This window comes from Shewanella sp. MMG014 (assembly GCF_018100775.1).
GTDB lineage: Bacteria > Pseudomonadota > Gammaproteobacteria > Enterobacterales > Shewanellaceae > Shewanella > Shewanella japonica.
This window is the reverse complement of sequence record NZ_JAGJDZ010000011.1, coordinates 81,033-105,823: the sequence shown is the minus strand read 5'-3', so window position 1 is coordinate 105,823 and position 24,791 is coordinate 81,033. Positions and strand designations below refer to the sequence as shown.

Below are 24,791 nucleotides of genomic sequence, written 5' to 3'. Positions count from 1 at the left end.
TTAGTGTCACTATAGTTTGTTGGTAGGTTAAATTTCACACTGAGGTAGTCGATGGCAACGTGGGTTTTACTGCGAGGGTTAATGCGAGATAGTCGTCACTGGTATGGCTTTGATACGCAATTACGTCAAGCGGGCATTAATTTGCTGACACCTGATGCCACTGGCAATGGGGAACTTGCTGATAGAAATAGTCCGTTAAATATCCGAGATTATTGCGATGATATCTGGCACCAAATAGATAAAGGCTTAGCTAAGAACCCAGATTATAGTCGAGAGTTAGTGGTTGTTGGCGTGTCGATGGGGGGCATGATCGCATTAGAAATGGCAAGACAACGCCACAAACAAGTACGTCATGCTGTATTGATTAATTCAAGTGCAGCTAACTTATCTCCTTGGTATCAGCGCTTTCAGTTAATGCCATTAGTGAATGCTATTTGGCATCGCCATAAAGCAAAAGAGTTAAGTTTTGTAGAATCCTGCGTGCTTAACTACACCACAGTCACTAAAGCCCATGATGAAAAAGTTATTAAAGATTGGGGAAACATGCGTAGTCAATTACATAGCCGTGTACTTAATGGCGCAAGGCAGATATATGCAGCTGCTCGTTACCAGTGTTCTTGGTTTGGTCACTGTAAAGTGAGTATTATTGTGGCGAATCAAGAAAAGTTAGCCAACCCTAAATGTAGTGAAGCATTAGCCAAATTTTATCACACTGAATTGTTGCGTGTAGATCACTGCGGCCATGACGCAAGCCTAGATCAGCCTGAACAAATACAACAGCTTATTGAAATGGCGTTATCAAGGTCTTGATTTATGCTTTAGCGTTAATTGAGTCGACCTTGCTTGAGGTCACTGCTTTTGCTTATTACTGATTGCTGTGTGCTAGATAACGTTAAATTAATCAAAACACAGTATAATCAAAGCTAGGTTATGTTGATTGGAAGATGATGTGCTGACAAAAATACTAGTCACGTTATTAGTTATAGCGGGGGCTTTTGCCTATATTCGCAGTGGTCGAGGCACTAAAGTGAGCAACAATGATAAGTTGCTGGCAGGTGAAAATTCACCTTTTTTCAGCCGTGTTGTTATTTACGCCATGATTGCGGTATCCATGTTGGCCTCTGCTGGATATTGGGGCTGGACCTGGTATGACGATAACACCATCGTTGAAGTCACGATTTCCTCTCCAGTTGAAGCCATGTCTGCTAGCTATCAAGTTCGCAAAAAAGACATTGAAGCCCAGCGCATCACCACAGTCGATGGTATTCAAATTCGATTATCAAACCAAGAACGGTTAACGGTAAAAGCAACAGAGAGTCAGTAATAGCCAGTAAACTATTGGTCTAAAAACTTATGCTGTAAAGCAGCTGTTGGTACCATACACGCCTGTTTTTTACCAAATAGGCGGTATCGATTTTTGGCAACTAAACGATAGGCGTAATCCCGAATTATCTTGGGTAACACGCTAAACCCCCTACATAAATACCAAAATCCAGATAGATCTTTTGTTATCTCTAACGCTGCATCACTGCGTAAAAAAAACTTATCACCTTTGATTAGAATAAATGAATCATTACTGACTGCCTCCAACTGATGCTTGGCGATTAGCGATTGTGCTGTTTGGCTTTGCATTGGGGTGAACAAAAACACATCTTTATGGTCACGTTGAATGATAAAGCTAACCGCACCATTGCAAAGATTGCACACGCCATCGAAGATAATAATATGCTTTGAGATGAGCTGAGCCTTAATGTCTTTTTATAGGGAAAATTATTGTACTCGAAATATTACCTTGGTTGTTTACTGAGGTATTATTAATTGGCTAAACTCAGGCGTTTTCATTTTAAATGAGTTTGTAGCGCGTATTAAAACATGGATGTAACTCATACAACGACAAATTAAGCATAGTAGTCAGTTAAAGGGAGTTTAGCGATGGCACTTTTTTCTATTTCAATTGGGGCAATAATATTCTTAGTATCATTAATTTGGATGGTGTTATATACCCAATTATCTTCGAGTAATAATGCATTATTTGTGGCTATGGTGGGAATGCTACCGATTATATTCGGTTTATTTATTGCGGTTCCAAGTACCTTATACCGCACCATTTTTGTATTAATAAATAAACCTAAGCAATCATTGATAGAAAAAGTCATTTTAACGATGGGCTTAGCAATGACACTGCTGTTTGGGGCTGCCTTAGTGGATATTATTTTTCAATAACTTACCGAAAAACAGCACTTCTATTCTTGACTCTCTACCGCTATCACCATTCGCTTAAAACCATATTTTTCAGCCTATTTCATAGAGGGTAAAGCCTTATATCAATAACTCTATTTTTGTTGTTACTTGCCCCAATTGACACAATATTCAATAAAGTGTTTGAGTAGCGGGCTCTGATATTTGTCTTTGTGAAGTAATACCCAAAACTCTCTTGGCATTTCAATCGGGACATTCACCTTGCTGACGCGTTGGCTTTTTAATGCATGCTGGGCTGCGATATTCGATAAGCAGCCAAACCCAAGTCCTGCAGCCACGGAATTGATCAGTGCCTCTGTGGTATTAACTTCAATACTTTGATGCCATTGTTTAATGTGTGGGGCTAAGTTTTGAATAAAACTGTCCCTGGAGCCTGAGCCTTGCTCTCTGAGTACCCACTCACTGTTTTCAAGTTCTGATAATGCAACATGTTCTTTTGCTGCTAATGGGTGCGATGGAGCACAAATAATACACATGGCATCGCCACTAAAAGGCACCGCAATGATGTCAGGGTGATGTGGCTTACCTTCAATAAGACCAATATCGAGTTCATAATCAATGAGTTTTTGGCAAATATGTGCAGAGTTTGAGACAAATAAACTTTGGGTTTGCTGGGGTGTTATTTGCTTAAATCCGCTTAATATACTCGGCGATAAATGATTACCTATGGTGTCACTGCTTCCGACCCGTAAAACGCCTGATAAGCCTTGGTCTTGGTCAAACACATGATTGATGTGTTGTAGGCGGTTAATTAACTCATCGGCCAAGGGGAGTAATTTTTTGCCTTCTTGATTCAAGATTAAGCGATTATTTACTCGGTCAAATAATGGGTGGCCGAGTTGTTTTTCTAGTTCGGCTAACGACAAACTGACAGCCGCTTTTGAGACAAATAATGTTTCAGCAGCAGCGGTGAGCGTTTTGTGCTGAGTAATCGCATTGAAAACATTGAGCTGTTTAAACGAGATATGTGCTGACATAACGTGAGCCTTAGTGGTTTATAAACCTTATTATAAACGGTTACCTTAATCGTTAAGTATATCTTAACCTCGGTTTTAAATTGTTAGATATAAATAAACGTTTAGCAAGCGTAAGATCAACTTAATTGAAAAAGACAGCTCGTTTGCTCCAATGGTTTTTGAGCAAGCAGGTCAACGACATTGAGGTGATTATGTTACAAACCGCCAAAGTTAAATTGCTTGCAGCACCAACTCCTATGGCAGGTCTTGCACTTGGCATTGCGAGTTTAGGTTGGTGCTGGGAAAATTTTGCAGACATTCAAGGATATGGCCAGTTACTTGGCGCCTTGCTAGCCAGTGTGTTGCTGCTGGTGTTGACCGTAAAATATTTAATTCATTCTGACACCCTTAAAGCTGATTTAGCTCATCCTGTGGTCGGCAGCGTTGTGCCAACTTTTGCGATGGCCTTGATGGTCGTATCAAATGCGTTGGGGCATTACTCACTGATTTTAGGTGATAGTTTATGGCTTGTGGGTCTTGGGTTACATGTCGTCTTTTTAGTCACCTTTATCTATCATCGCGCAAAGGATTTTGAGCTCCACCACATGGTACCAAGTTGGTTTGTGCCACCCGTTGGAATTATCGTTGCTGACGTATCGTTTTCAGGTACAGGGGCGCTTAGTTTATTGGCAAATTCGGCATTAATATTTGGTATGTTGGCTTATGCAGTAATGCTGCCGATGATGATTTATCGCTTAATGTTCACCCATGAAGTCCCAGATGCCGCGAAACCAACAATTGCCATTTTGGCCGCGCCTGCCAGTTTGTCGTTAGCGGGATATTTAACGGTAACAGCGTCACCATCACCACTTATTGTTGCTTTACTATTTGGTATTGGCGTATTGATGACAGCGATTATTTACTTAGCTTTTTTCAAATTACTGCAGCTCCCATTTAGCCCAGGTTATGCGGCTTTTACCTTCCCGATGGTGATTGGTGCGACAGCGTTATTTAAGATGATTGAATGGATGCAAAGCATTGGCATGGCCAGTCAATATATTCAGCAAGTACAGTTACTGGCAACGATTGAGCTGACCATTGCTACGCTAGCGGTGAGTTATGTGGCAATCAGATATGCGTACTTTTTTAACGGCCAGCGTCATTTAACGGTTTAATCTGCCGTTGACTTAACGGCTTCACTATCTTGGGTATCTGATTGAGCCTCAGTTATATCGGTTTCAGTTAATGAACCATGATTATCTTTCAATGGCTCAATCATCAAGGTGTGCTCAATCTCAGTAGGTAATAATGGTGTATTTTGATGTGTCACATATTGCTGATAACCACTTCGGTAGTAAGGCGATAAAGGATGACCCGATTGCCCCCCCGGTATGGTCATAATTGCATCTTGCTCAGCACCTGGTTGTACAATAAAGCGCTGTGAAGCGCCAAACGATTTACCTTGAACTGCAGGCATAAAACTATCACCAAAACCGTCAACACTTGGCATATCTAACCAACGACTGAGTTGAGGGATCTGTTTTGAAAAAGGGTGTTGGATCACCAGTTGGTTGACCTTTCCCCAGCGTAGATCTGATAGCTTTTGATGCTTACTATACTTGGCGAATAAAGCCTGTTTGGCATCGTTATATGCGCTTAGTGCAAAGGCCTGCCAATGAGGTTGAGCTTTAGGTAGCCAACTGGCTGGCTGCTGCTCGATGATTTGCCACATAGGGGTTTCAAGGTATCGTTTTATCACTGACAAGCTGCTTTCTCTTTCTTTGAGCTCTGTTTCGATAGGGGCAAATGTTTGGTCTATTAGTGCCGTTCTAAAGTGTCTGACTAATGTGTAGCCCACTGAATCAGCACAAGCGCAGTGGCCCCAATTGGCAATCAGTTTTATGTCTTCGGCATATTCGACAGGGTATTCACTCAATATTTGCAGTAAATATTGCTGCCAAGGTGCTAAAAAAAGTGCTTCATTATCGAGCTGTAACTGATAAAAATCGGCTTCGTTAAAGTTGGAATTTGCTAATAGGCGATCACGTATCTGTACGCCGCGAGCGCCAAGCGCATAACCACCATCTCCAAAGCGTAATTGCTCTTCGCTAGATAAAACGCGAGAGTTTGCTGTCCATATACGTTGGTTATCTGGATTTATCACCTCAGGCATAACGGCTTGCTGCAGTTGCCATTTTGAAGATTGAAAATTGCTTGGTGACTGGGCTGTATTCGAAGGGTTGTCACGAGCGGGAACTGCCCCTGCGATTGTCCAGCCTGCATTACCTTGATTATCTGCCAGCAACATATTTTGTGCTGGGATCCCCATTTCTGTTGCAAGTGTGCTGGCTTGTTCAACAGTCTCTGCGGTTTCTAATGACAATAACGCCATGTTAACCGCGTAATCAGCATGCCCCACCCAAGAGAGTGCATAATTAACGCCCGCTACTGTTTTTACTGGACCAAATTCACTCACTTGAATCGTATAGTTCACTTGATCGTTAGGCAGTTCGATAGGTTCATATTCAATATCGATTGCTGTATCTGGGCTAATTTCAATCCAGTCTGCCGTGTCGATGTAACTGTTGGTAAAGCCCCAAGCGAGTTTGCCATTAGAACCAACGACTATCGCAGGTGCGCCCGGAAGGCTTACTCCCGTGATTTGGTGTGATGATTTATCTGAAATAGGTGGATTAGGTTTTGCTGAATCTTGAGCTGCACTTGTTTGGTAATTGAGTTGTGCACGATACCAAATAATGGGTACCGCAAAGGATAAATGCATGTCATCGGACAGCATGGCACGGCCGGAATCGGTTAATTGCCCCGTTACTGCCCAATTGTTACTGCCTACTTCTACTGGCTCTTCAATCGTCTGAGTTATCGCACTCAGTAAAATATCGTCCTCGAGAGCGGGAATATCTCCTTGATACAGCGGTATTTGACTGTCATCTAAGGCGGCTTGGTGATGACTTGGCTGGATTAAAAAATCGACCATTTCGTTGCCAAAGGCTTGCTGCAATTGGGTTAACGCCATATCACGTTTAATTGTATTACCTTGTAAATCTAGGTACATACTATAAATCACTAACAAGCTGTCAGTTTCATGCCATTCTCGTGGGCTAGATTGTGTTAGCAAGTACTCAAATGAGCGCACAGTTTGTTCTGCTAATGCATGATTTACCCCTTGGGTATATGCACTAAGCATGGCTTTATCTTGTAGTGGTAGTTGCTCAAAAATGTTTTGTGCTCGCATTCTTAATTGATGAAAACGTTTGTTTTTATCCAATTTAAGTGCGGCTTTGCCAAATATTTCAGCCAATTCACCAGCTGCATTTCGGCGTAATAAGTCCATTTGAAAAAATCGATCTTGGCTATGTGCATACCCCAAAGCATAGGCCGCATCTTTGCGGTTACTGGCGGTAATGATTGCGGTGCCTAATGTGTCTCGTTCAATGGTTAGTGGAGCTGAAATGTCGTCACTCACTACCGTGGCTGATAACGAGGGCATGCTTAAACGCAGGGTGCTATAAATAGCCAGAATGATAATACCGACTAGCAATAACACTATGGCTAGTGAATATTTGGTGAACTTAGATTGTAAAACCCGGTTAAGGCTAAAAGACATGATTTCTTACCCAGTAAAGTGAACCTGTCTATCATAACCAAGGTTATCGAATTGTTAAAAGTGATTTTTGAATATAGTGTGTAAAAAAGCAAAGTAGAAAGAATCAGTTAGCCTCACTTTTGGGTAAAGCTAACGGTTTCGAAGAAGGCGGGTTGCGTTACTGACTTATTTTGGCTTTAAACTTCGCTTTGGTTTCTGCATTGGCTTTGTTGTACCAGTAATCCAGCATTTCACTGATTTCAGCTTGGTCTTCAGCAATTGTTTTTGGGGTAATCACCTGTGGTTGAGCAGGCGCAACTGTACTGGCTGACGCTACGTTTGTCGGTACAGTGTTCGTTGATGCTGTATTAGTTGATGCTGTATTAGTTGATACTGTGTTAGTCGGTACTGTGCTCGTTGGTGCAAATGCAGCAACCGAGGCAAGCTGTTGTGTTTGATTGTAGGTGAGTAATTCTTCTTGATAATCTCGACCTAGCTGTAATCCATCCTTACGTAAAATGTCGGCTTGATATGCCACTGAATTACTTTGATTACTGCTCAGAGTGACTGATGGGGTTTTATTGAATTTATTCGCTGCATTTTTATTGCGAATGCTAGGTAGCGATAATTCATATTCAGCGTTATTGGCATCAAAGGTTAAAATGACAGGGTCTGAGTTAAACTGGGTTTGCATGCCACTATCGCGGTAATTGATAACGTAGCGAAACACGATTTGGTTAGTGCCTTCTACTAAAGTGACTTCACGGCCGCCATCAAACGTCTGGCCATTCAATACTTTGACTTCGGCACTGCTAGGCAATTTCAATATGCTGGCAGCAAAAGACATAGGGCTGACGAGTGATAAAAATAGTGTGATAACGAGTGTAGTGAAAAGTGGCTTAGAGGTCATAGTATTCTCATTTAGGCAAGGGGAGCTAACGCAGCTTGTACCTTGTATTAATGTATAAAAGCTCTGGTTAAGTTATAGCAAATCTTGCGATAGTTACATAATGACAAAATTGTTATTTAGCGATTAATGACTCAAACCTAGCTTTTTATAATCAAAGAACTTTCTATGTTCTGGGCCTGCCAAATTAGTATTAACCTTATTAGGGTGCTTATGCTCGCCCCAACTAGCCACATGCGTGCCGACATTTAACACAGGAAAACTGTGGTTAAGGCTGGCATTAATACGATTTTCGCTTACTCCAATAAAACGCAGTAGTTGCGTTAGGCTGTCTGGTTCGCTTAGTGTAATTGTGAGTAAATCATCACGCTGTGAAAAATAATTGAATACACCTTGCTGATGGCTTAGATAGCATGCTTTAAGCCGTGCTTCATCGAGTAAGTTGTCAGCGTTAATATCCCCAAAAGTTTGTTTAAAGCTACGTTTTAATATTGGATGAAACGTGCCAGTCTTTTCTAGCAAGTTAGGTTTCATTTTAGTGAGTAACATTTGAATTGAGGATACCCACTTATCAAGCGGCCTATCGATATAAACAAATTTGGCATCAGGAAACAGCTTGTCTAATTGGGGATAATCACAAAAGCAAGGTACATCGGATACCACATCAGCAACTTCAAAGGCACGTTTAGTGAGCCCAATATGGGCGACTTTAAACCCGTAATCTAATAATGCAACACTGACGCTGGTGGTGCCAGTACGTGGCAAACCAATAATAAAAACTTTATTCATAAATGCACTCAGGTTGGCAAAGAGCGATATAGGGAGGGTGGGCAAGTACCATAATGACTGTCACTTTTTTTGCTTGTATTTGACGTCACTGCTTGCTGTATTAGGCATTGCAACTATCAATAAGTAGCCAGCCGAACCTTAACTTAGGTTCTGTACAGCACTTTTATGACATGCCAACCAAATTTGGTTTTAACAAGGTGAGGTGTGATGAGTTCACCTGTAAAGCACACTTTATCAAACTGAGGTACCATTTGACCTTTTTTGAACTCACCTAAGTTACCGCCATTTTTACCCGATGGACACGAAGAGTGTTTTTTGGCGAGCACATCAAACTTGGCGCCTTTCTCGAGTTGTTTGATTAAATCTTCTGCTTGTTGCTTATGTTTAACGAGAATGTGCAAAGCAGCCGCTGTTCTGGCCATGATAAATACTCATTTTGACGGGTTGGAGATGAATGACGGGATTATAGCGTGATTTGCCTATGAGCGGCTACAAATGGCGTTACACTTTAACCTTATCCGTTATGTTGTAGATAGAGCAAGGATATTTTAAGCTCGAGAACTAGCCCTCATAAACTAATAATTAAGCGTGTTTTATGACTTCTAATACCGCAAAACTTAAATATGTGTACGACCCTATGTGTAGTTGGTGCTGGGGGTATCGACCCGCTTGGATAGCACTCAAACAGTTAATCGCAGAGCATGGTAACGATATCGAGATTGAGTATTGTCTAGGGGGATTAGCAGCAGATTCTGACGTACCCATGCCTGATGAGATGCAGGGCTTTTTGAGCCAAACTTGGCATAAAATTGCAGCGCAATTAGGCACTGAGTTCAATCACGATTTTTGGCAAGTGTGTCGCCCTAGACGTTCAACCTATCCAGCATGTCGCGCCTGTATCGTTGCCAGAGACCATGGCCTTGAGCAGCAAATGATACTGGCAATTCAAACTGCCTATTATTTAGAAGCAAAAAATCCATCAGATATTGATACTTTAGTGGAGGCAGCAGACAGTATTGGCATTGAAAGCGCTGCTTTTAGCAAAGCAATCATGTCTGATGAAGTAAATCAAAGGTTGATGGCTGAGCTCACCGTAGTGCATCAACTGCCAATAAGAGGCTTTCCATCATTAGTGCTCGAATATAAAGGGCGAAATTACCCTATTGCGCTCGATTATCGGGAAGCGCAAGTGACCTTTAATGAAATTAAGGCATTGATGGTTTAGAAAGTGGGGAGCTTGATGTGCTGGTTAAGGCCAGCTTAAATTGGGGATATAAAAAAACCAGCTGAGCAATCAACTGGTTTTTATTCTCTTACAGAGATAACACTTGATTTAGTGAACGAGCAACGTCAAATCTGGTAAAAGACAGTTGCTGTAAATCAAGGTTTATACGAGATTAAAGCTCGTGACAATCAGCACATTCAGTGATTGTTAGGTCAGGAGTGTGCAAGTCTGCATCTAACTCGTGAGCGTCAGTAAAGCTGTGACAATCATTACAAGTTTCGATGTTTGCTTCCATCTCAGCATGCTCTTCAACGTTGATTTTTTCGTGACAATCTACACAATCAACAGCAAAAGCAGAACTAGCGAAAACTAGTGTAGCGATCATAGCTAAATATTTCATAGTAACTCCATCATCAGTTAAGGGGCTTTATCGCCCGTGCTAAGTGCCAAATTAGGCCTTAACAAATCGCGCATAATCAATGTACAACTATCTTAATGAAAATAAATCCGTTACTTCAAAACTAAGAACACTGAAAATTGGTTAGCACATTTTAATTTATTGTTTAAAGCAATCTAATAAAATGAAAAAAGGCTGATTTCTGTCCAGAATCTTAAGCGCTTTCTTAAATTCCAAGTACTTTACTCAGCGACCATCTTATTGATTTAACTTAATTGAAACTTAAAATGGCCTGCAAAGCCAGTATTTTGCATTTTCTAGCATACTTATTTCTCAAGGTTGTGATCTGCTTAATAAAATTCTACATTTTTTAAATGTGTTTTGAGTAATGGTTGGACTTCAAATTTGTGTTGAATCAGTGATTTTAATCCAATGTTCAGGCAATGGATTGATGAGTTCAGACAGATTGTCGGCTGGCTGAGTTAGCCAATGATTTATCTGAGTTGAGGCGATAAATAAGGGCATTCTGTGGTGATACTGAGCACACTTAGTATTGGGTTTAATCGTTAACGTCACAACTTGTTGCTGATCGGGATACATCACGCCAGCCATGAATAATGGCTTATTTCTCGCATGAGAAAAGCGGTATTTGTGCTTTTGTTGCTGACTTGAAATAGAGGGAGTATCAGCGCCGTTTGCCAGTTCTTGGTCATGGCTCAATAAATCTGTTGTCGGTTCTTGTCGCCATTCAAACCAACCACTGCAAGGAATAATGCAGCGATGCTGAGCAAATGCGCTAGAAAACGTGGGCTTTTGTGAAACGGTTTCAGCCTGAGCATTGATAATCAGTTTTTTAGACCAGTCAGGCTGTATTCCCCATCGCTGCTGGCTAGAAATGATTTTACCTTGTCGGTGACTAAGCGTCGTAATGGGATCGGTGGGACGTAAATCAAGGTTATCTTGAATCGTCAGCGGCTGCTCGAATAGATTGTCTAAGGTCGACTGCATTCCACTTAGTAACACCTCAATTCTACCGCACATTGGTTGTCTCCTTAGTTCCCATACTTTGGCACGTTATCACTGTAAGCTGCTGTTGGTTATTTTTCCAATCATTTTCGGCGATGTATGTAAGGTTTGCGTTAATCTCATCGACAGGGCTCATTGCGTATTGTTCAAATTTAATCGCGTCATTGAGTCAATAATCTCTTCCTATTTTTGACTCGCTATTTTGAAATGTCTCAGCCTAAATAGCATCGTTTTTGCTTAAAAAATGCAAAAATTCAAACGAGCGTATAAATTTTTTAATTTTTTTTCATTTCAGCGTACATGTGTAAGTCTATGAAAAGTTGGTAATTATTTTTGTTAGCTGCTTTGTTACTGTAAATAAAGGCTTTATTTTTGAATTAGAATATTTGATCTAATTTGTTTTTTGTGACGTAATGCACACTATTATTCTGGTCTGATGAGTATGAACTATGAGCATAAGAACAACATTTAAAAAAGTACTGCCGAGTATTTCAACGACTGAACAAGAAGCGTTAGATGCTGGTGACGTGTGGCTTGAAGACTCTATCTATCAAGGTATTCCTGATTTTGCTGCATTGCGTGACATTCCTAATGCGACCCTGTCGGCGGAAGAGCAAGCTTTCTTAGATGGCCCTGTGCAAACCTTAATTGAAATGGTCGATGATTTCGATATTCAAAACGGGAAGCATTTGCCTGAAGACGTACTCACTTTCCTAAAAGAAAATAAATTCTTCTCTCTGATTATTCCAAAATCATACGGTGGACTCGAGTTTAGTCCATATGCTAACTCAACCATTGTTGCGACAATAGCGGCGAAAAGCTCAGCTGTTGCAGTAACAGTAATGGTACCTAACTCCCTAGGCCCAGGTGAGTTGTTAATGCATTACGGTTTAGATAGCCAACGTGACTTTTGGTTACCTCGTTTAGCTAACGGGCAAGAAATCCCTTGTTTTGCATTAACAAGTCCAGAAGCAGGTTCTGACGCCGGTGGTATACCAGATATAGGTACTGTCACTATGGGCGAGTACGAAGGTCAAGAAGTACTTGGCTTATCGGTAACTTGGGACAAACGTTATATTACCCTAGCGCCTATTGCGACAGTATTAGGCTTAGCATTTAAGGTTGAAGATCCTCAAGGTCTATTAGGTGGTAAAGAGCAACTTGGTATTACTTGTGCGTTGATCCCAAAGGCACATCCAGGTGTGCAATTAGGTAATCGTCACGATCCAATGGGTTGTCGTTTTTATAACGGTACGACACGTGGTGAAAATGTATTCATTCCAATGGACTTCATTATTGGCGGCCAAGACAATATTGGTCGTGGCTGGCAGATGCTTGTGAGCTGTTTAGGTGCTGGCCGTGGTATTTCGTTGCCTGCATTAGGTGTATCAGTGAGCCAATGTTCATTTAAGTCGTCTGCTGAATATGCTGCGGTACGTGAACAATTCGGTTTATCAATCGGTAAGTTTGAAGGTATTCAAGAAAAGCTTGCTGATATTGCTGGTAAAACATACTTGCAAGAAGCGATGCGAGTGCTGACAACGGAAGGCTTAGGTCTTGGATTAAAGCCATCAGTCGTCACCGCGATTGCGAAATACCATATGACTGAGTTAGGCCGTGATATTTTAGATTCAGCGATGGACATTCAAGCGGGTAAAGCGATTCAACGTGGTCCTCAAAATACGCTAGCATCTGGTTATGTTGCACAACCAATTGCGATTACGGTCGAAGGCGCTAACATCCTAACCCGTAATTTGATGATTTTTGGTCAAGGTGTGATGCGTTGTCATCCTCATTTACAAAGCATGGTTGAGTCTATTCACAGTGATGCAAGCGATGCGGATAAAACCTTTAATCGTATCTTCAGACAAACCATTGGTTACAGTGTTGGAAACAGCCTACGTGCATTTAAATTAGGTTTATTACCATTTACTGCGCCAGCTCAATCAACGCTTCCTGAGGTTGTTGGTTACGAAAAGTCGGTGCATAAGCTGGCATCAAAACTCGCTGTATATGCCGATTTCTCGTTACTTGTATTAGGCGGTAAGCTGAAACAAGCTGAAATGCTGTCAGCACGCTTAGGCGATGTGATGAGTTATTTATACGCTGCAATGGCATCAATTCGTTTTTACGAGCAAAAAGTGATAACTGATGAGCGTAACGAAGCAAAGCCTTATTTTGAATACGCAACGCGTTGGGCATTATGCAAAGCGGAAGAAGCATTGTTGTCTTTCCTTGAGAATTTCCCATCGAAGCCAACACGCCAGTTTATGCGTTTAATTACCATGACTTACTCAGGCAAAATGGTCAAAGTGAACGATGATTTAGTACGTGAATTAGCTGAACAAGCGCAACTAGATACTGCTTTCAAAAAGCAGCTGACGCATCTTGTTAAACCAGTAGCTGGTGATGGTAATTATATTAATGAACAAGCTTACCTTGCTAAAATGACCTGTTTACCATTGCTTGCTAAAGTCAAAAAAGCACTTAAACAACGTGTATTTAAAGCGGGTGTTCGTTTTTCAATTACCCTTGATAATGCATTAGATGCCAAAGTCATTAGTGCAGACGAGCATAAGTTGCTGCAAGATTACAACTTAAAACGTGAACGTGCGATCCGTGTTGACGAGTTTGATTTTGATTTAAATCTTATCTCTGATAAAGCGGATTTAAAAATCGCTAATTAATTGTTCGTTTCATTACGTTGAAATAAAAAGCCGCTAATTAGCGGCTTTTTTGTTGGCTCAAACTGTGCGCTGAATGAGTTTATGGTCGATATTTCTTTGTTTGTTTTTTAACCGGATCACAGTTTGGATATCTAGTTTCTCTATTTTAAAAACAAGCTTACAAAGTTTGATCTAGCTTACGTTCCCATTACCAATAATAAGTGATGATTAATTAAGGTATCACTGAAATGGGAGGGCGTATGGCGGCAAAACAGCTCATTAAAAGCCTGGCTATATTGTCTTTATTCCCGCAGTTTTCTTATGGTGCTGATAAGATTATTGGTGGGGTTGTCGGTTATCATTATGCAGAGTTGTCAACATTTTCAGCCTTGCCGTCTAATGTAAATGAAATCCAATTAGGTGGGATTAACTACCAGTTACGAAACGGTGTCGCCTTTGACCAAGCGAGTCGGCTATACGGCACTTACTCATTTAGTTCTGATGATTTAAGTCATCATCAAGGGGTTTTAGTTTCCTATGATTGGTTATTTCCCTTTGATAATGCCGGACTGGTTAGTTTATTTGTTGGGGCTTCTGCAGGGTTAAGTAGTCAAGAGACCCAATACACAGATAGTGAACAAAGCTATTTTGATACTCGTAGTAGCTATGTTTTTGGCGGACAAACTGGTGTTGTCTTTGAGCTGAGTGATCAGTTTACATCAGAGGTGGGTTTTAGGTATTTGATGCATAACTTTACTTCGTCAGGGGACAATGTGTCATCTCTGTCGGTAAATGATGCTGAACAAGTTTATTTGGGCATTGATTATATGTTCTAACGCGTAAAAGCGAGTTTCAATATCGTTTTGTTCATAAAAAAGCCACGTTAATTAACGTGGCTTTTGAGTCTTTACGGATAAAACAAGATTAGCTTGCTTTAATCGCACGACCTTGTGAGTCTTTAAAGTTACCAACTGCAATAATAATGAAGTCGATTAACGTCCAAATACCTAAACCGCCAAGGGTTAACAGCATCAAGATCCCAGTACCAATTTTACCTGTGTAAAAACGGTGCACACCTAGAGAGCCTAGGAAAAAACACAAAAGAAGAGTAGGTACAAAACCTTTCTCACTTAGTTCTACTGGTGTTTCAGCTGTTTGTACTTCTGACATAATTAAAATCCCTTAGTTATAATTTTTGTCCCGGATAGGTGATTAACTTACCTTGTCCGTCTCTGTAGCTTCCAACTAGAAGCATAAATGTCACTACGACTGTATGAATGACATCAATAAAAATAAGACCTGCACCGATCAGGGTGAGCGTAACGTCTTCAAACTGCAATAACGTAATGCCAACAATGGCTAGTGTTAAATCAAAAAAACCATGCAAAACTCGGCCACAATAGAAATGGTGAACTCCAAAAATCCCGAAAATTCCCGATAAAATAACTGCAGTCGCATAATTTTTGTCAGATTTGACAGATTCAGTCACTTTCAACCTCCCTGATGAAAATCTTAAATCTTTTATATAGCAAAGGCTTAGGTTAATCAAATACAAATGTTAAATTTACCTATGTAATGTGCTCGAGATCTAGCGAATTGGGTTAACTTGGTTTGCAGTTGAGTAAGGTTTGAACGATACGTTAGTGCTGGGTTAGTTTGGGGTTATGGCTTGTTGCGGAGCTTAATGGTAAATAAAAGTTGTTAAGCAAGATTGTAAAGCGCCCTTAAGTTAGGCATGTTAATAGCTTAGGACAATGAAACACATTCAGGGATTAATATGCCTCAAACAACGCGTAACGCTTCTATTTTAACGAGCCTGAAATCAACGCTTAAGGGTTATAAAAAAGCGACTAGCAAGGCAACTATTTTGCTATTGACCATAGGGATGTCTTCAGCAGCTTTTGCTGCCGACTACAAAGTGATTCATGCTGGTGAACTATTAACTGTAGCTGGTAAATCCACACTGAAAGCGCATTCGGTTGTGGTTAAAGATGGCAAAATCTCTGCCGTCGAAAAAGGCTTTATACAAATAAACGACAATGAATTAACTGCAGCTGACACGATTGAGTATGTCGATTTAAAGCAGCAATTTGTAATGGCTGGCTTGATGGATATGCATGTGCATCTTCAAGGTGAACTGGGACCCAATAATGACAGTGAATCTTTAAGGATGTCTGATGCCGACGTGGCGATGAGAAGTGCTTATTTTGCTAATAAAACCTTGATGGCTGGATTTACCACCGTACGAGATTTAGGTGCAAAACCTGAACAGATTTATGCGCTTAGAGATGCCATTAATAAAGGATGGTTAGCAGGACCTCGTATTATTGCTTCTGGTGGAGTTTCGGTGACTGGCGGCCATGGTGATGTTGATGGTAAAAGTCCTGATCTGTTGGATATGCTGACATCTAAAACCATTTGTGATGGCCCATTTGATTGTCGTCGTGCAACTCGTCGGGCAATTAAATATGGTGCAGATGTCATTAAAATAACCTCTACTGGCGGCGTTCTTTCCGATACCAATACAGGTACAGGTCAGCAGATGGCAAATGATGAATTAAAAGAAGTCATCGATGCGGCTCATGCTCTGGGAAGAAAGGTTGCCAGCCACGCTCATGCTGCAGAAGGGATTAATGCTGCTCTACGCGCTGGTGTAGACAGTATTGAACACGGCAGTTACGCTAATAAAGAATCAATTAAGCTGTTTAAGAAGTCTGGTGCATATTTGGTTCCCACTTTATTAGCTGGTGATACGGTCGTACAAATGGCTAACTCCAGCGGCAACTTTATGTCGGAAGCAATTAAAGCCAAAGCTATTCGTGTGGGTAATGACATGCAAAACAACTTCGGAAATGCTTACAAAGCGGGTGTTAATATCGCTTTTGGTACTGATAGTGGCGTATCAAAGCATGGCCAGAATGCCAAAGAAGCCATACTGATGCACCAAGCTGGCATGTCTAATCAAGATATTCTTATTTCAGCCACGATTAATGCGGCTGACCTTTTGGGAATGTCAGATGATATAGGCACGCTAGAGCCTGGTAAACAAGCAGATATTATTGCACTTAACACCAGTCCAGTAGAGCAAATAGACGCCTTACTGGATGTACCTTTTGTGATGAAGTCTGGAGTCATTCATAAACGCTAACCACCGTTGATACAGATAAACGAATGGCTAACCTTGTAATGAGAGTTAGCCATTTTTATTCTGAGCTGTTGTTTATGTTTTGGCTTAGCTTAATGGCTTAGATTAAAGGCTTAGAGCAGGTAAAGATAAGGTCGCAATGCAGCCTCTTGGGTGGTTTGATTTTAGGGTAAATTGCCAGTTATATCGATGGCATAAAGTATCAATAATCACTAAACCTAAACCGTGGCCTGACATATCGCTTTGTTGCTGACCTTTCTCAATATTAGATAAACCCTGTCCGTTATCTTCTATCACTATTTGATTGTCGAAAATGGTAATCTTAATCCAGCTCGTTTCATCGTCAGGCAAATTATCACCGCGAGCATTAATTGCGTTATTCAGCAAATTGCTAAGTAACATTTTAATCACGGCTGAATTGGGCTGCACATATGGGGTACCTTGCCAGTTAACCGTCACTTCAATGTGCTGTTTTTTAGCTAAGTTCACTGCTGTTTCAATGGTTTGGTTGAGCTCTTGTTCAGTCAATTGACGTGGTGGATTACTATTGTCAGACTTTTCCTGCTTAACAATATTCAATAAGGCGTCTACCGTATTTTGCATGTCTTGGGCTGCACGAGTGATGCGCTCTTGCTGGCGCAACTGAAAATCAGCATCGGGCTTTTTAGAAAGCAATTTAGCCGCGCCAACAACGATACTCAATGGGGTGCGTAACTCATGACTGGCATACCTGGCAAAGGCCTGTTCTTGTTTGATTAAGGTTTCATTTTGCTGACGATAACTATTTAAGCTATCGGTTAGAATACCAAACTCTTTGGCTGCACTCGTATTGACGCTAAATGTGGTTGGCAAAGGTTTTTTCGCGAGCTGTTTGCTTAAGTCATTGATGGGTTCAATTAAGCGTTTTGATAATTTAATCAGCGCATAGCCAAGTAAAATTAATAGCCCTAATGTGAATAGCAATGAGAAGGTACTAATACTTTTCCATTGGGCATTAGAAAGTTCAACATTGTCAGCTGGCATAGTCAGGTATAACTGAACGACTTCTCCATCCAGTAAAAACTCATCTCGATGCAAAAACAGCTCATGATAGTCATCATTAATTTCGCCATTAAAGCCAAGTGGATAGTTTTGGAGCTGGCCATATTTTTTCGGAATAAAATTGGTGCTGTAAAAGGCGGTAATATTAGGCGGCAATACCAAAGGTTCAGGGGTACCTGATTGAAATTGCTTTACCACATACGGGGCGCTTTCTCTGAGGTTATTTAGACTTACTTCATCCTCAACCCATTGCAGTATGAAAATCATCATGACATAAATGATCCCAGCAGCTAAAACACCAATGAATGCAAAGTAGACGCTTAGCCTACCAACAAAAGATCGCGCAGTGGTATTACTTGTGCTGGTACGACTTACTTTGGGTTGATTTAGCATAGTTGCATTCACTCGGTTAAATTCGTATCAGTAGAACCTTGGTCGAGGCGTAGACCGACTTTGGGGACTGTCACTAGCATAGGTTGACCAAACGGCTTATCGAGTTGATTACGAAGCTGATATACATGACTGCGCAAAATATCTTTTCCTGGTGGGTGTTGGCCCCAAAGCTCGTCGATAAGTTGCTCCCTTGTGACAACATTTGGTGCATTCTTAATGAGCAAATGCAGTATTTGATAGGTGGTGGGAGTGAGTGGCAATATCATACCTTGGCGTGTGACTTGGTGACGTGCCGTGTCAACTTCAAGATCGCCAAAGCGCAGCTTAGCTTGAGCCACATTTCCACGGTGGCGTTTAATCAACGCCTTGATTCGTACATCCAGCTCATCTAAATCAAAGGGTTTACCTAAGTAGTCGTCAGCACCACTGTCAAATCCGGTCATTAAATCCGCTTTATTGTCTAAGGCTGTTAGCATCAGTACTGGTGTAGAGCACCCTTGTTCTCGCAGGGCTTTACACAGCGTGAGTCCATCCATTTTAGGCAGCATTAAATCTAAAATAATAGCGTCAAAATCGTCAGCGAGAGCCAGAGATAGCCCAAGCTCACCATTCGTTGCAAAGTCAATTTCAGCATCTTGAGCTTCAAAGAAATCGCCTAAGATCCCCGCCACATCGTGGTTGTCTTCAATGATAAGTAGTTTCATTTGTTGCTCGTTGCCTTCGAAATGGAGGCTTATTATCAGTCATTTTTTGTCGAAGAAATGTCAATGACATTTCTTACACTCGCTATCATTCAAGATGTTGGCATATTTTGATTCACAGGAATAGTCCATGCGTCATCAATCCTCAGCCAGCCAGCAATCCGAAGTCTGCTTATCGATCATTATCCCAATGTTTAATGAGGCGCAAAGCCTTGATGTGTTGATGCAGCGCCTTGACGGAGTGCTCTCAACCATGCCCGAGCATTGCGAGTTAGTGTTTATTGATGATGGAAGTACCGACAACACTTGGGCGCTATTACAGCAATTACGCATGAGTCATGGCGAGCATCAATGCATTAAACTCAGCAGAAACTTTGGTAAAGAGGCTGCGCTTTCTGCGGGCCTTGCTCAAGCAAGAGGCCTTGCGGTTATTTTGCTTGATGCAGATTTGCAAGACCCACCAGAGCTTATTCCACAGATGTTAGCCACTTGGCGTGAAGGCTATGAAGTGGTGAATATGCGCCGAAAAAAACGGTTGGGCGAAACCTGGTTTAAGCGCTTTTCAGCAGGTTGTTTTTATCGATTAATGAATGTGATGTCAGACTCTCCTGTGCCTGAAAATGTTGGCGATTTTAGGTTGCTAAGTCGTCAGGTGGTTGATCATATTAATGCAATGCCAGAACGTAATCGTTTTATGAAAGGCATTTTAAGCTGGCCAGGCTTTACTCAAACTACGATTGAGTTTGATCGAGATCCTCGCAGTGTAGGGGAAACCAAATGGAATTACGGCAAGCTGATTGGTTTAGCGATGGATGGAATTACCTCGTTTAGTTTTAAGCCCCTTCGTTTAGCCACCTGGTTTGGTGTCACCATTGGTTTAAGTTCGTTGATTTATGGTGTGTGGGTGGTATTGAAAACCCTGGTATTTGGTGAAGCTGTCGCGGGATATGCATCAATGATGGTGGTGCAATTATTTTTAGCGGGAATTCAATTACTGGCGATTGGTTTAATTGGCGAGTATCTGGGACGGGTGTTTATGGAGGTGAAGCAGCGCCCAGTATTTATTGTAGAAGAGGTATATCACCAACAAAGTATTCCTAATACGGTTGTGAGTTTTAAAAAGCCGCTCACGTCAATGACCAAAGCAACGACTCATAGCAAGCAAGCGCTAAAGCGTGCTAAGTCGACATCTATAAACCATGTAAATCAATTCAGTAACGGTGATTTGCAAGTGAGTTTTCTGCAAGGGAGCCATTTGCAACAAGCATTTTTTGTACAACCAACAAGTTACAAGCAAACCTACAACTATGGTGGAAAAGTCTAAATGAATGCTCTGCAATCACCTTCACATAAATCTAACCCATTGGGAACGAACCTATTATGGCTTTTAATGGGTGTGTTATTAGTGCGATTAGTGTCATTAGCCTTATACCCGTTAATGGATACGACAGAGGCTCGCTATGGTGAAATGGCAAGGCTTATGGCAGAAACTGGAAATTGGCTCACACCTCAATTTGATTATGGTGTTCCATTTTGGGGAAAACCGCCTTTGCAAAATTGGATGAGTGCCAGCTTTATCGAGCTGTTCGCCAATAATGAGTTCTTTTTACGTTTACCGCATTTCATTGTCGGTGTGCTGAGCCTTGCCTTGGTGGTTAAATTTGCGAAACGATTTTCAATCAATGGCTTAACCGTTGCCATCATCTATGCGACCACAACCGTTTTTTATGTGTGCTTAGGCACAGTTATGACAGATATGGGCTTATTACTCGGGTTAACGTTAGCATTTATTGGTTTTTATTTAGCTTGGCAAGGTGAGTATTTTTGGGGATACGCAGGCTTCGCGGGATTGGCCATAGGCCTAATGGCCAAGGGCCCTGTTGTGATTGCGATATTTGGCATCGGTGTTTCTTTGTGGATGCTTTGGGCTGTAGGCCCTATCAACATGTGGCGCGAGTTATGGCAAAAAGTTCCCTTGTTATCAGGCCTGACTTTGATGCTGAGCTTAGTGTTACCTTGGTACGTGATGGCCGAGCAGGCTACCCCAGGCTTTATTCAATACTTTATTGTTGGCGAGCATTGGTCAAGGTTTGTTGATAGCGGCTGGAAAGGCGATTTATACGGCACTGCCCATGATGAAGCACGTGGTACGATTTGGATGTATTTTGCCGTAGCGTGTTTACCTTGGTCATTTTTCTTGCCACGTGGCCTCTATCGTTTATATCAAAATAGCAGTGGGTCAAATACAGAGGTTAACCAGCAAAACAAAGGGTTTGATTCCTTCACTAAATTTCTGATCTGCTGGATGATATCGCCTATGGTGTTATTCACTTTAGCGGGAAACATTCTACCTGCTTATGTGTTACCCGCAGCGCCAGCATTAGCATTACTTATTGCTTATGCTTGGAAAGATGATGTGATTAAACGGTTCGTGACCATAGCAACTTCTATTCCCTTATTGCTTATGGTTGCCGTTGGGGTACTTAATACTGATGTCAGTAAAGAAAAAAGTGATAAGTGGTTGTTAAAGCAACGCTTATATGACTTGCCTGTGTATTACTGGCTACAGCAACCATTTTCGTCACGTTATTACAGTGAGGGTAAAGCGGTGGTGGTCAATGATGAAGATGAACTAATTCGTTTGCAAAATACTCCTTACTATATTGTTGTGACTCAAACTCAACTGACAAAATACGATAATTTTGCCACCTGTAAGTTAGAAGCCGAAACTAAGAAAAAAGTGCTAATGTTGTGTGGTGAAAGCTAATGCCGCACACACCGATGTTATCCCAACCAGCCCAAGCTATGCCTGTGTTTAATCGGCAAAAACTTAAAACCGTGAGCTGCTTTTTACTGGTAGGTGGTGGGAGTTTTTTAGTCGATTTAATGCTCTTTTTAAGCCTATTACACTTAGCTAAATGGCCTGTTCTATTGGCGAGGTTTGCCGGATTTAGTATCGGGTTAGGGCTAACTTGGTGGGGGCATAGGTGTGTGACATTTAGCCACCGCAAGCAGTTACAAACCCGTGCACAAATGAAATGGGTGGTTGCGGTAGCGATAGTCGCAGGAATGGCTAATTTAGTGAGTTTTAGTCTCATCAGAACTTGGTTACCCACTTCGATTAGTTTTGAGCTATTTAGTGTTGCATTTGGGGTGCTGATTGGACTGGTTGTTAATGGGTTAGGGGCTAATTATCTGACATATCGTTCACAACCCGATGGAGACTAATATGATTTATATTCAATATCGGCTTTATCTGGTTCAAGTGATCTTCAATACCGCGCTCTGGCAGTATTACGTCACTCATCGCTCGTGAGTACTGTTGCTCGTAAGTAAGGTAGCTCGTAAGTACCGATACTCGTAAGTACCGTTACTCGTGAGTATCTTGACTCTTGAATAAAATATAAAGCCTTAACTATTACAGTAAGGCTTTATGTTTAACTCGCTATTTTCCGCACTAGTCGACCCAATGTAATACATCCTTTATGACTGACCATCTTGGCTGCTTAGGCTGGGCGTTTTCTCCTAAAATCCAGTAACTATAAAGCGTGTCTACGTAACCGGATGATTGCTGAATTGCCAACCAGCTATTTAAAAAGGTGTGCAATGAGGTATTCCCTTTTGCAACAGCGTAGGATGCTGGGAAAGATTTAATTTCTTCACGGTTATATAGGGTCGTGTATTCAGGGTATAAAATGGTCCAAGTTTGGCCAGCTTCAAGGCTAATAAGCAGTCCGTCCCAGGTTTTGCCATCATCTTCAAAAAAGAGTTTGTCAGAGTCGATTGAAGTAAATTCAATGTTATCGAACTTCTCTTTTAGGTAAGGGATAATTGAATATTCTCCCACAGACGCAACTCTGATTTTATCGGCTTGATGTATAAGTTCATCAGTTTTAAATTCATCAGCACGGTAATCTTTAACAACAAAAGAATAGTGAAGATCGAGCACTGGGTTAGTGAAGTCGACTAAACCGATTCGAGTCGTGGTCATTTGTAAGCCTGAGACTGTGATATCAAACAAGCCACTGTTGATTGACTCTAAGGCATTTTCGCTTGAGTAAGGGATAAATGCGATTTGTAAATCAAGTTCAGCAGCCAGTTTTTTCATCAATTCGATATCAAACCCGACAAGTTCATGCTCGGCATTAAAAAATGAAAAGGGGACTTGAACAGGATTATATCCGACTCTTAACGTCCCGCTTTGCTTAATTTGTTCCACAGAGCGGGGGCCATTAACAACTAATTCTTCTGACCAATTAAAGGTTGTCACATCTTCAGGTACTTCTGCAGCAGAGCTCATTTGTGCTACCACTTCATCCATATTGTATTCAGTATCAACAATACTATTAAGCAGCCAGCTGGTTCCCAGTAAAGAGATGCCAAAAACAATCGGTGTCAGGGCGCTGCACATTATCAGTTTTTTCATGCTGACTTTTGCGATACCAGCCAGCATCGCTGTACCGCCAATCGCTAAAATAAAGATATTCATTGCAGCGAGTAATGAGGTAAAACGGCTAGTGAATAAACTCGACACCATATACAGCTGGAATAAATCCGAAGACAGCTCTAGCGAATCCAATAGCATAGGAATGGTTAAATACACGCTGCCAAATAAACTGATTAAGCCATTAACAGACATCGGAAAATAACTAATAAAATCGAGCTCTTTGCCTGAAAACCAAGCGGCAAATAACACAAAAACGATGGTTAACAGCTTGCCCAAATTAGGAAAGCTAAATACCACAGGAATAATAATATTGGCGTAATCATCGGTTTGCGCATTACCAATCTTGTATTTATGGAATAGCTCCTTGGTGCGTTGAATAAGCAATGGCAAGATTATAAAAATATTACCGGCTGCAAATGCTGTAATCATGGCATCTTTCGCGATACCAGTAATGTCACGATAGGAGAATGGTGTGATCACCATAATGATGGCGGGTAAAACCCAGTATGTGAGTAATATTGTCATCACCACATGAGCGATAAAATAAACCTGTAATTTTTGAAACTCATCAAAATCCATCGTGCCAGCTGTCGCCGCTGTCATGGCAAAAATACCAATTGGCATCAGCATGACAATACTTTGTGTGACCTTATTAAAGGAGGCGCCAAGTAACTGCAATGGGCGCATTAATGACTCTTTATCATCAATGGATATCAGCGCAATCCCCGTGGCAACACAAAAAAGTACAATTGCAGGAATATAACTATTAGACAGTGAGAAAAACGGGTTAGAAGGGATATATAAATCCAAAAGGTTGACCGAATTAGGATCTTGTAATGCCGTTAAACTAAAGAATTCACCCGCTTGCCATTCAGGGAAGGTGTACTTGATCAAGTACATACTTAACAGACCGAAAAGCCATATCACTAACATCAATTTACCGACTTTTACACCTAATGACTTGGCTTGTTCTAAGGTTAAACTGCCTAAACTAGAGATTAACGATACGATAATGTAAGGAATGATGGTCATCTGTAATAACTTGATAAACGCATCGCCGATGACCGACATCCACGCCAGCATTTCACCGAAAAACAATCCTGCAATAATACCGCCTGCAAATGACAGTAATACCCAACTCGACATACTGATTTTTTTATCTTTCTTAACTGGTGCGGATTGATTTTGCTGTTCGGTGTCCGTTTGCGTGCTGGCATTAGCCATATGATTCCCTT

Annotated in this window: 24 protein-coding genes; 11 read left to right on the top strand and 13 right to left on the bottom strand. The window is 41.2% G+C overall.

All coding sequences use genetic code 11. The annotated features are described in order from the left end of the window. Positions 1–51 precede the first annotated feature (51 nt). Both J8L86_RS16880 and J8L86_RS16875 read left to right on the top strand, forming a co-directional pair. A complete protein-coding gene (locus tag J8L86_RS16880) occupies positions 52–810 on the top strand; it encodes an alpha/beta hydrolase (protein ID WP_211031081.1) in 759 nt (252 codons plus the stop codon). A 139-nt stretch (positions 811–949) separates the two neighbouring features. Further along, a complete protein-coding gene (locus tag J8L86_RS16875; RefSeq protein ID WP_055024855.1) occupies positions 950–1,324 on the top strand; it encodes a hypothetical protein in 375 nt (124 codons plus the stop codon). A gap of 11 nt (positions 1,325–1,335) precedes the next feature. Here J8L86_RS16875 and J8L86_RS16870 read toward each other — a convergent pair whose 3' ends face one another. Further along, positions 1,336–1,719: a DCC1-like thiol-disulfide oxidoreductase family protein gene (locus J8L86_RS16870; protein ID WP_269454735.1), complete on the bottom strand. Its 384-nt coding sequence runs from the start codon at positions 1,717–1,719 to the stop codon at positions 1,336–1,338. A 213-nt stretch (positions 1,720–1,932) separates the two neighbouring features. Here J8L86_RS16870 and J8L86_RS16865 point away from each other — a divergent pair, with 213 nt between their 5' ends. Continuing rightward, positions 1,933–2,223 (top strand): hypothetical protein, encoded by a 291-nt coding sequence (locus J8L86_RS16865; protein WP_065109989.1) that lies wholly within the window; start codon positions 1,933–1,935, stop codon positions 2,221–2,223. A 122-nt stretch (positions 2,224–2,345) separates the two neighbouring features. On the opposite strand, the gene J8L86_RS16860 is transcribed toward J8L86_RS16865, so the two are convergent. Continuing rightward, entirely contained in the window at positions 2,346–3,236 is an 891-nt protein-coding gene (locus J8L86_RS16860; RefSeq protein WP_211031080.1) for a LysR substrate-binding domain-containing protein, read from the bottom strand. Between the two features lie 191 nt (positions 3,237–3,427). Between J8L86_RS16860 and J8L86_RS16855 the strand changes: the two genes are divergently transcribed. Beyond that, positions 3,428–4,390 carry a TDT family transporter gene (locus J8L86_RS16855; protein WP_065109991.1) on the top strand — a complete coding sequence of 321 codons (963 nt, stop codon included), beginning with the start codon at positions 3,428–3,430 and terminating at the stop codon, positions 4,388–4,390. Here the strand turns inward: J8L86_RS16855 and J8L86_RS16850 are convergent. From J8L86_RS16850 to ppiC, 4 genes are all read right to left on the bottom strand, one after another. Further along, entirely contained in the window at positions 4,387–6,840 is a 2,454-nt protein-coding gene (locus tag J8L86_RS16850) for a penicillin acylase family protein (RefSeq protein ID WP_065109992.1), read from the bottom strand. The two genes, J8L86_RS16855 and J8L86_RS16850, sit on opposite strands and share 4 nt — an antisense overlap. 157 nt (positions 6,841–6,997) lie before the next feature. Further along, positions 6,998–7,729: a DUF2057 domain-containing protein gene (locus tag J8L86_RS16845; protein ID WP_065109993.1), complete on the bottom strand. Its 732-nt coding sequence runs from the start codon at positions 7,727–7,729 to the stop codon at positions 6,998–7,000. Positions 7,730–7,852: 123 nt separating this feature from the next. Further along, complete coding sequence (locus J8L86_RS16840) at positions 7,853–8,515, bottom strand: sulfotransferase family protein (RefSeq protein ID WP_065109994.1); 663 nt, start codon at positions 8,513–8,515, stop codon at positions 7,853–7,855. Between the two features lie 143 nt (positions 8,516–8,658). Beyond that, positions 8,659–8,937 carry a peptidylprolyl isomerase PpiC gene (gene ppiC, locus J8L86_RS16835; RefSeq protein WP_065109995.1) on the bottom strand — a complete coding sequence of 93 codons (279 nt, stop codon included), beginning with the start codon at positions 8,935–8,937 and terminating at the stop codon, positions 8,659–8,661. A 173-nt stretch (positions 8,938–9,110) separates the two neighbouring features. Between ppiC and J8L86_RS16830 the strand changes: the two genes are divergently transcribed. Further along, positions 9,111–9,740 (top strand): DsbA family protein, encoded by a 630-nt coding sequence (locus J8L86_RS16830; protein WP_065109996.1) that lies wholly within the window; start codon positions 9,111–9,113, stop codon positions 9,738–9,740. 172 nt (positions 9,741–9,912) lie between these two features. On the opposite strand, the gene J8L86_RS16825 is transcribed toward J8L86_RS16830, so the two are convergent. Together J8L86_RS16825 and J8L86_RS16820 are read right to left on the bottom strand one after the other, a co-directional pair. Continuing rightward, positions 9,913–10,140, bottom strand: a complete 228-nt coding sequence (locus tag J8L86_RS16825; RefSeq protein WP_065109997.1) for a cytochrome c3 family protein — start codon at positions 10,138–10,140, stop codon at positions 9,913–9,915. Positions 10,141–10,536: 396 nt separating this feature from the next. Beyond that, positions 10,537–11,178 (bottom strand): SOS response-associated peptidase family protein, encoded by a 642-nt coding sequence (locus J8L86_RS16820; RefSeq protein WP_211031079.1) that lies wholly within the window; start codon positions 11,176–11,178, stop codon positions 10,537–10,539. Positions 11,179–11,612: 434 nt separating this feature from the next. Here J8L86_RS16820 and J8L86_RS16815 point away from each other — a divergent pair, with 434 nt between their 5' ends. Next, complete coding sequence (locus J8L86_RS16815) at positions 11,613–13,850, top strand: acyl-CoA dehydrogenase (RefSeq protein WP_211031078.1); 2,238 nt, start codon at positions 11,613–11,615, stop codon at positions 13,848–13,850. Between the two features lie 239 nt (positions 13,851–14,089). After that, positions 14,090–14,665, top strand: a complete 576-nt coding sequence (locus J8L86_RS16810) for a hypothetical protein (protein WP_065110000.1) — start codon at positions 14,090–14,092, stop codon at positions 14,663–14,665. 88 nt (positions 14,666–14,753) lie between these two features. On the opposite strand, the gene J8L86_RS16805 is transcribed toward J8L86_RS16810, so the two are convergent. Continuing rightward, complete coding sequence (locus J8L86_RS16805) at positions 14,754–14,999, bottom strand: TM2 domain-containing protein (protein WP_055025792.1); 246 nt, start codon at positions 14,997–14,999, stop codon at positions 14,754–14,756. Between the two features lie 16 nt (positions 15,000–15,015). Next, on the bottom strand, positions 15,016–15,318 hold the full coding sequence (locus tag J8L86_RS16800; RefSeq protein ID WP_055025791.1) for an NINE protein: 303 nt from the start codon (positions 15,316–15,318) through the stop codon (positions 15,016–15,018). A 396-nt stretch (positions 15,319–15,714) separates the two neighbouring features. Between J8L86_RS16800 and J8L86_RS16795 the strand changes: the two genes are divergently transcribed. After that, complete coding sequence (locus tag J8L86_RS16795) at positions 15,715–16,977, top strand: amidohydrolase family protein (RefSeq protein WP_065110071.1); 1,263 nt, start codon at positions 15,715–15,717, stop codon at positions 16,975–16,977. Positions 16,978–17,079: 102 nt separating this feature from the next. On the opposite strand, the gene J8L86_RS16790 is transcribed toward J8L86_RS16795, so the two are convergent. Further along, complete coding sequence (locus J8L86_RS16790; RefSeq protein ID WP_065110072.1) at positions 17,080–18,408, bottom strand: HAMP domain-containing sensor histidine kinase; 1,329 nt, start codon at positions 18,406–18,408, stop codon at positions 17,080–17,082. 8 nt (positions 18,409–18,416) lie between these two features. Further along, entirely contained in the window at positions 18,417–19,112 is a 696-nt protein-coding gene (locus J8L86_RS16785) for a response regulator transcription factor (protein WP_065110001.1), read from the bottom strand. Between the two features lie 127 nt (positions 19,113–19,239). On the opposite strand from J8L86_RS16785, the gene J8L86_RS16780 reads away from it, so the two are divergent. The 3 genes from J8L86_RS16780 to J8L86_RS16770 are packed head-to-tail and all read left to right on the top strand — an operon-like array spanning position 19,240 to position 22,337. Further along, the gene (locus J8L86_RS16780; RefSeq protein ID WP_211031077.1) at positions 19,240–20,433 is read left to right on the top strand and encodes a glycosyltransferase family 2 protein; all 1,194 of its coding nucleotides are present in this window, start codon (positions 19,240–19,242) and stop codon (positions 20,431–20,433) included. Further along, complete coding sequence (locus J8L86_RS16775) at positions 20,434–21,876, top strand: glycosyltransferase family 39 protein (protein WP_065110002.1); 1,443 nt, start codon at positions 20,434–20,436, stop codon at positions 21,874–21,876. It abuts the gene before it with no gap. After that, positions 21,876–22,337 (top strand): GtrA family protein, encoded by a 462-nt coding sequence (locus J8L86_RS16770; protein WP_211031076.1) that lies wholly within the window; start codon positions 21,876–21,878, stop codon positions 22,335–22,337. Before J8L86_RS16775 ends, J8L86_RS16770 begins: the two co-directional genes overlap by 1 nt. Positions 22,338–22,566: 229 nt before the next feature. On the opposite strand, the gene J8L86_RS16765 is transcribed toward J8L86_RS16770, so the two are convergent. Next, positions 22,567–24,780 carry a cation:dicarboxylase symporter family transporter gene (locus J8L86_RS16765; RefSeq protein WP_065110003.1) on the bottom strand — a complete coding sequence of 738 codons (2,214 nt, stop codon included), beginning with the start codon at positions 24,778–24,780 and terminating at the stop codon, positions 22,567–22,569. Positions 24,781–24,791: the final 11 nt, after the last annotated feature.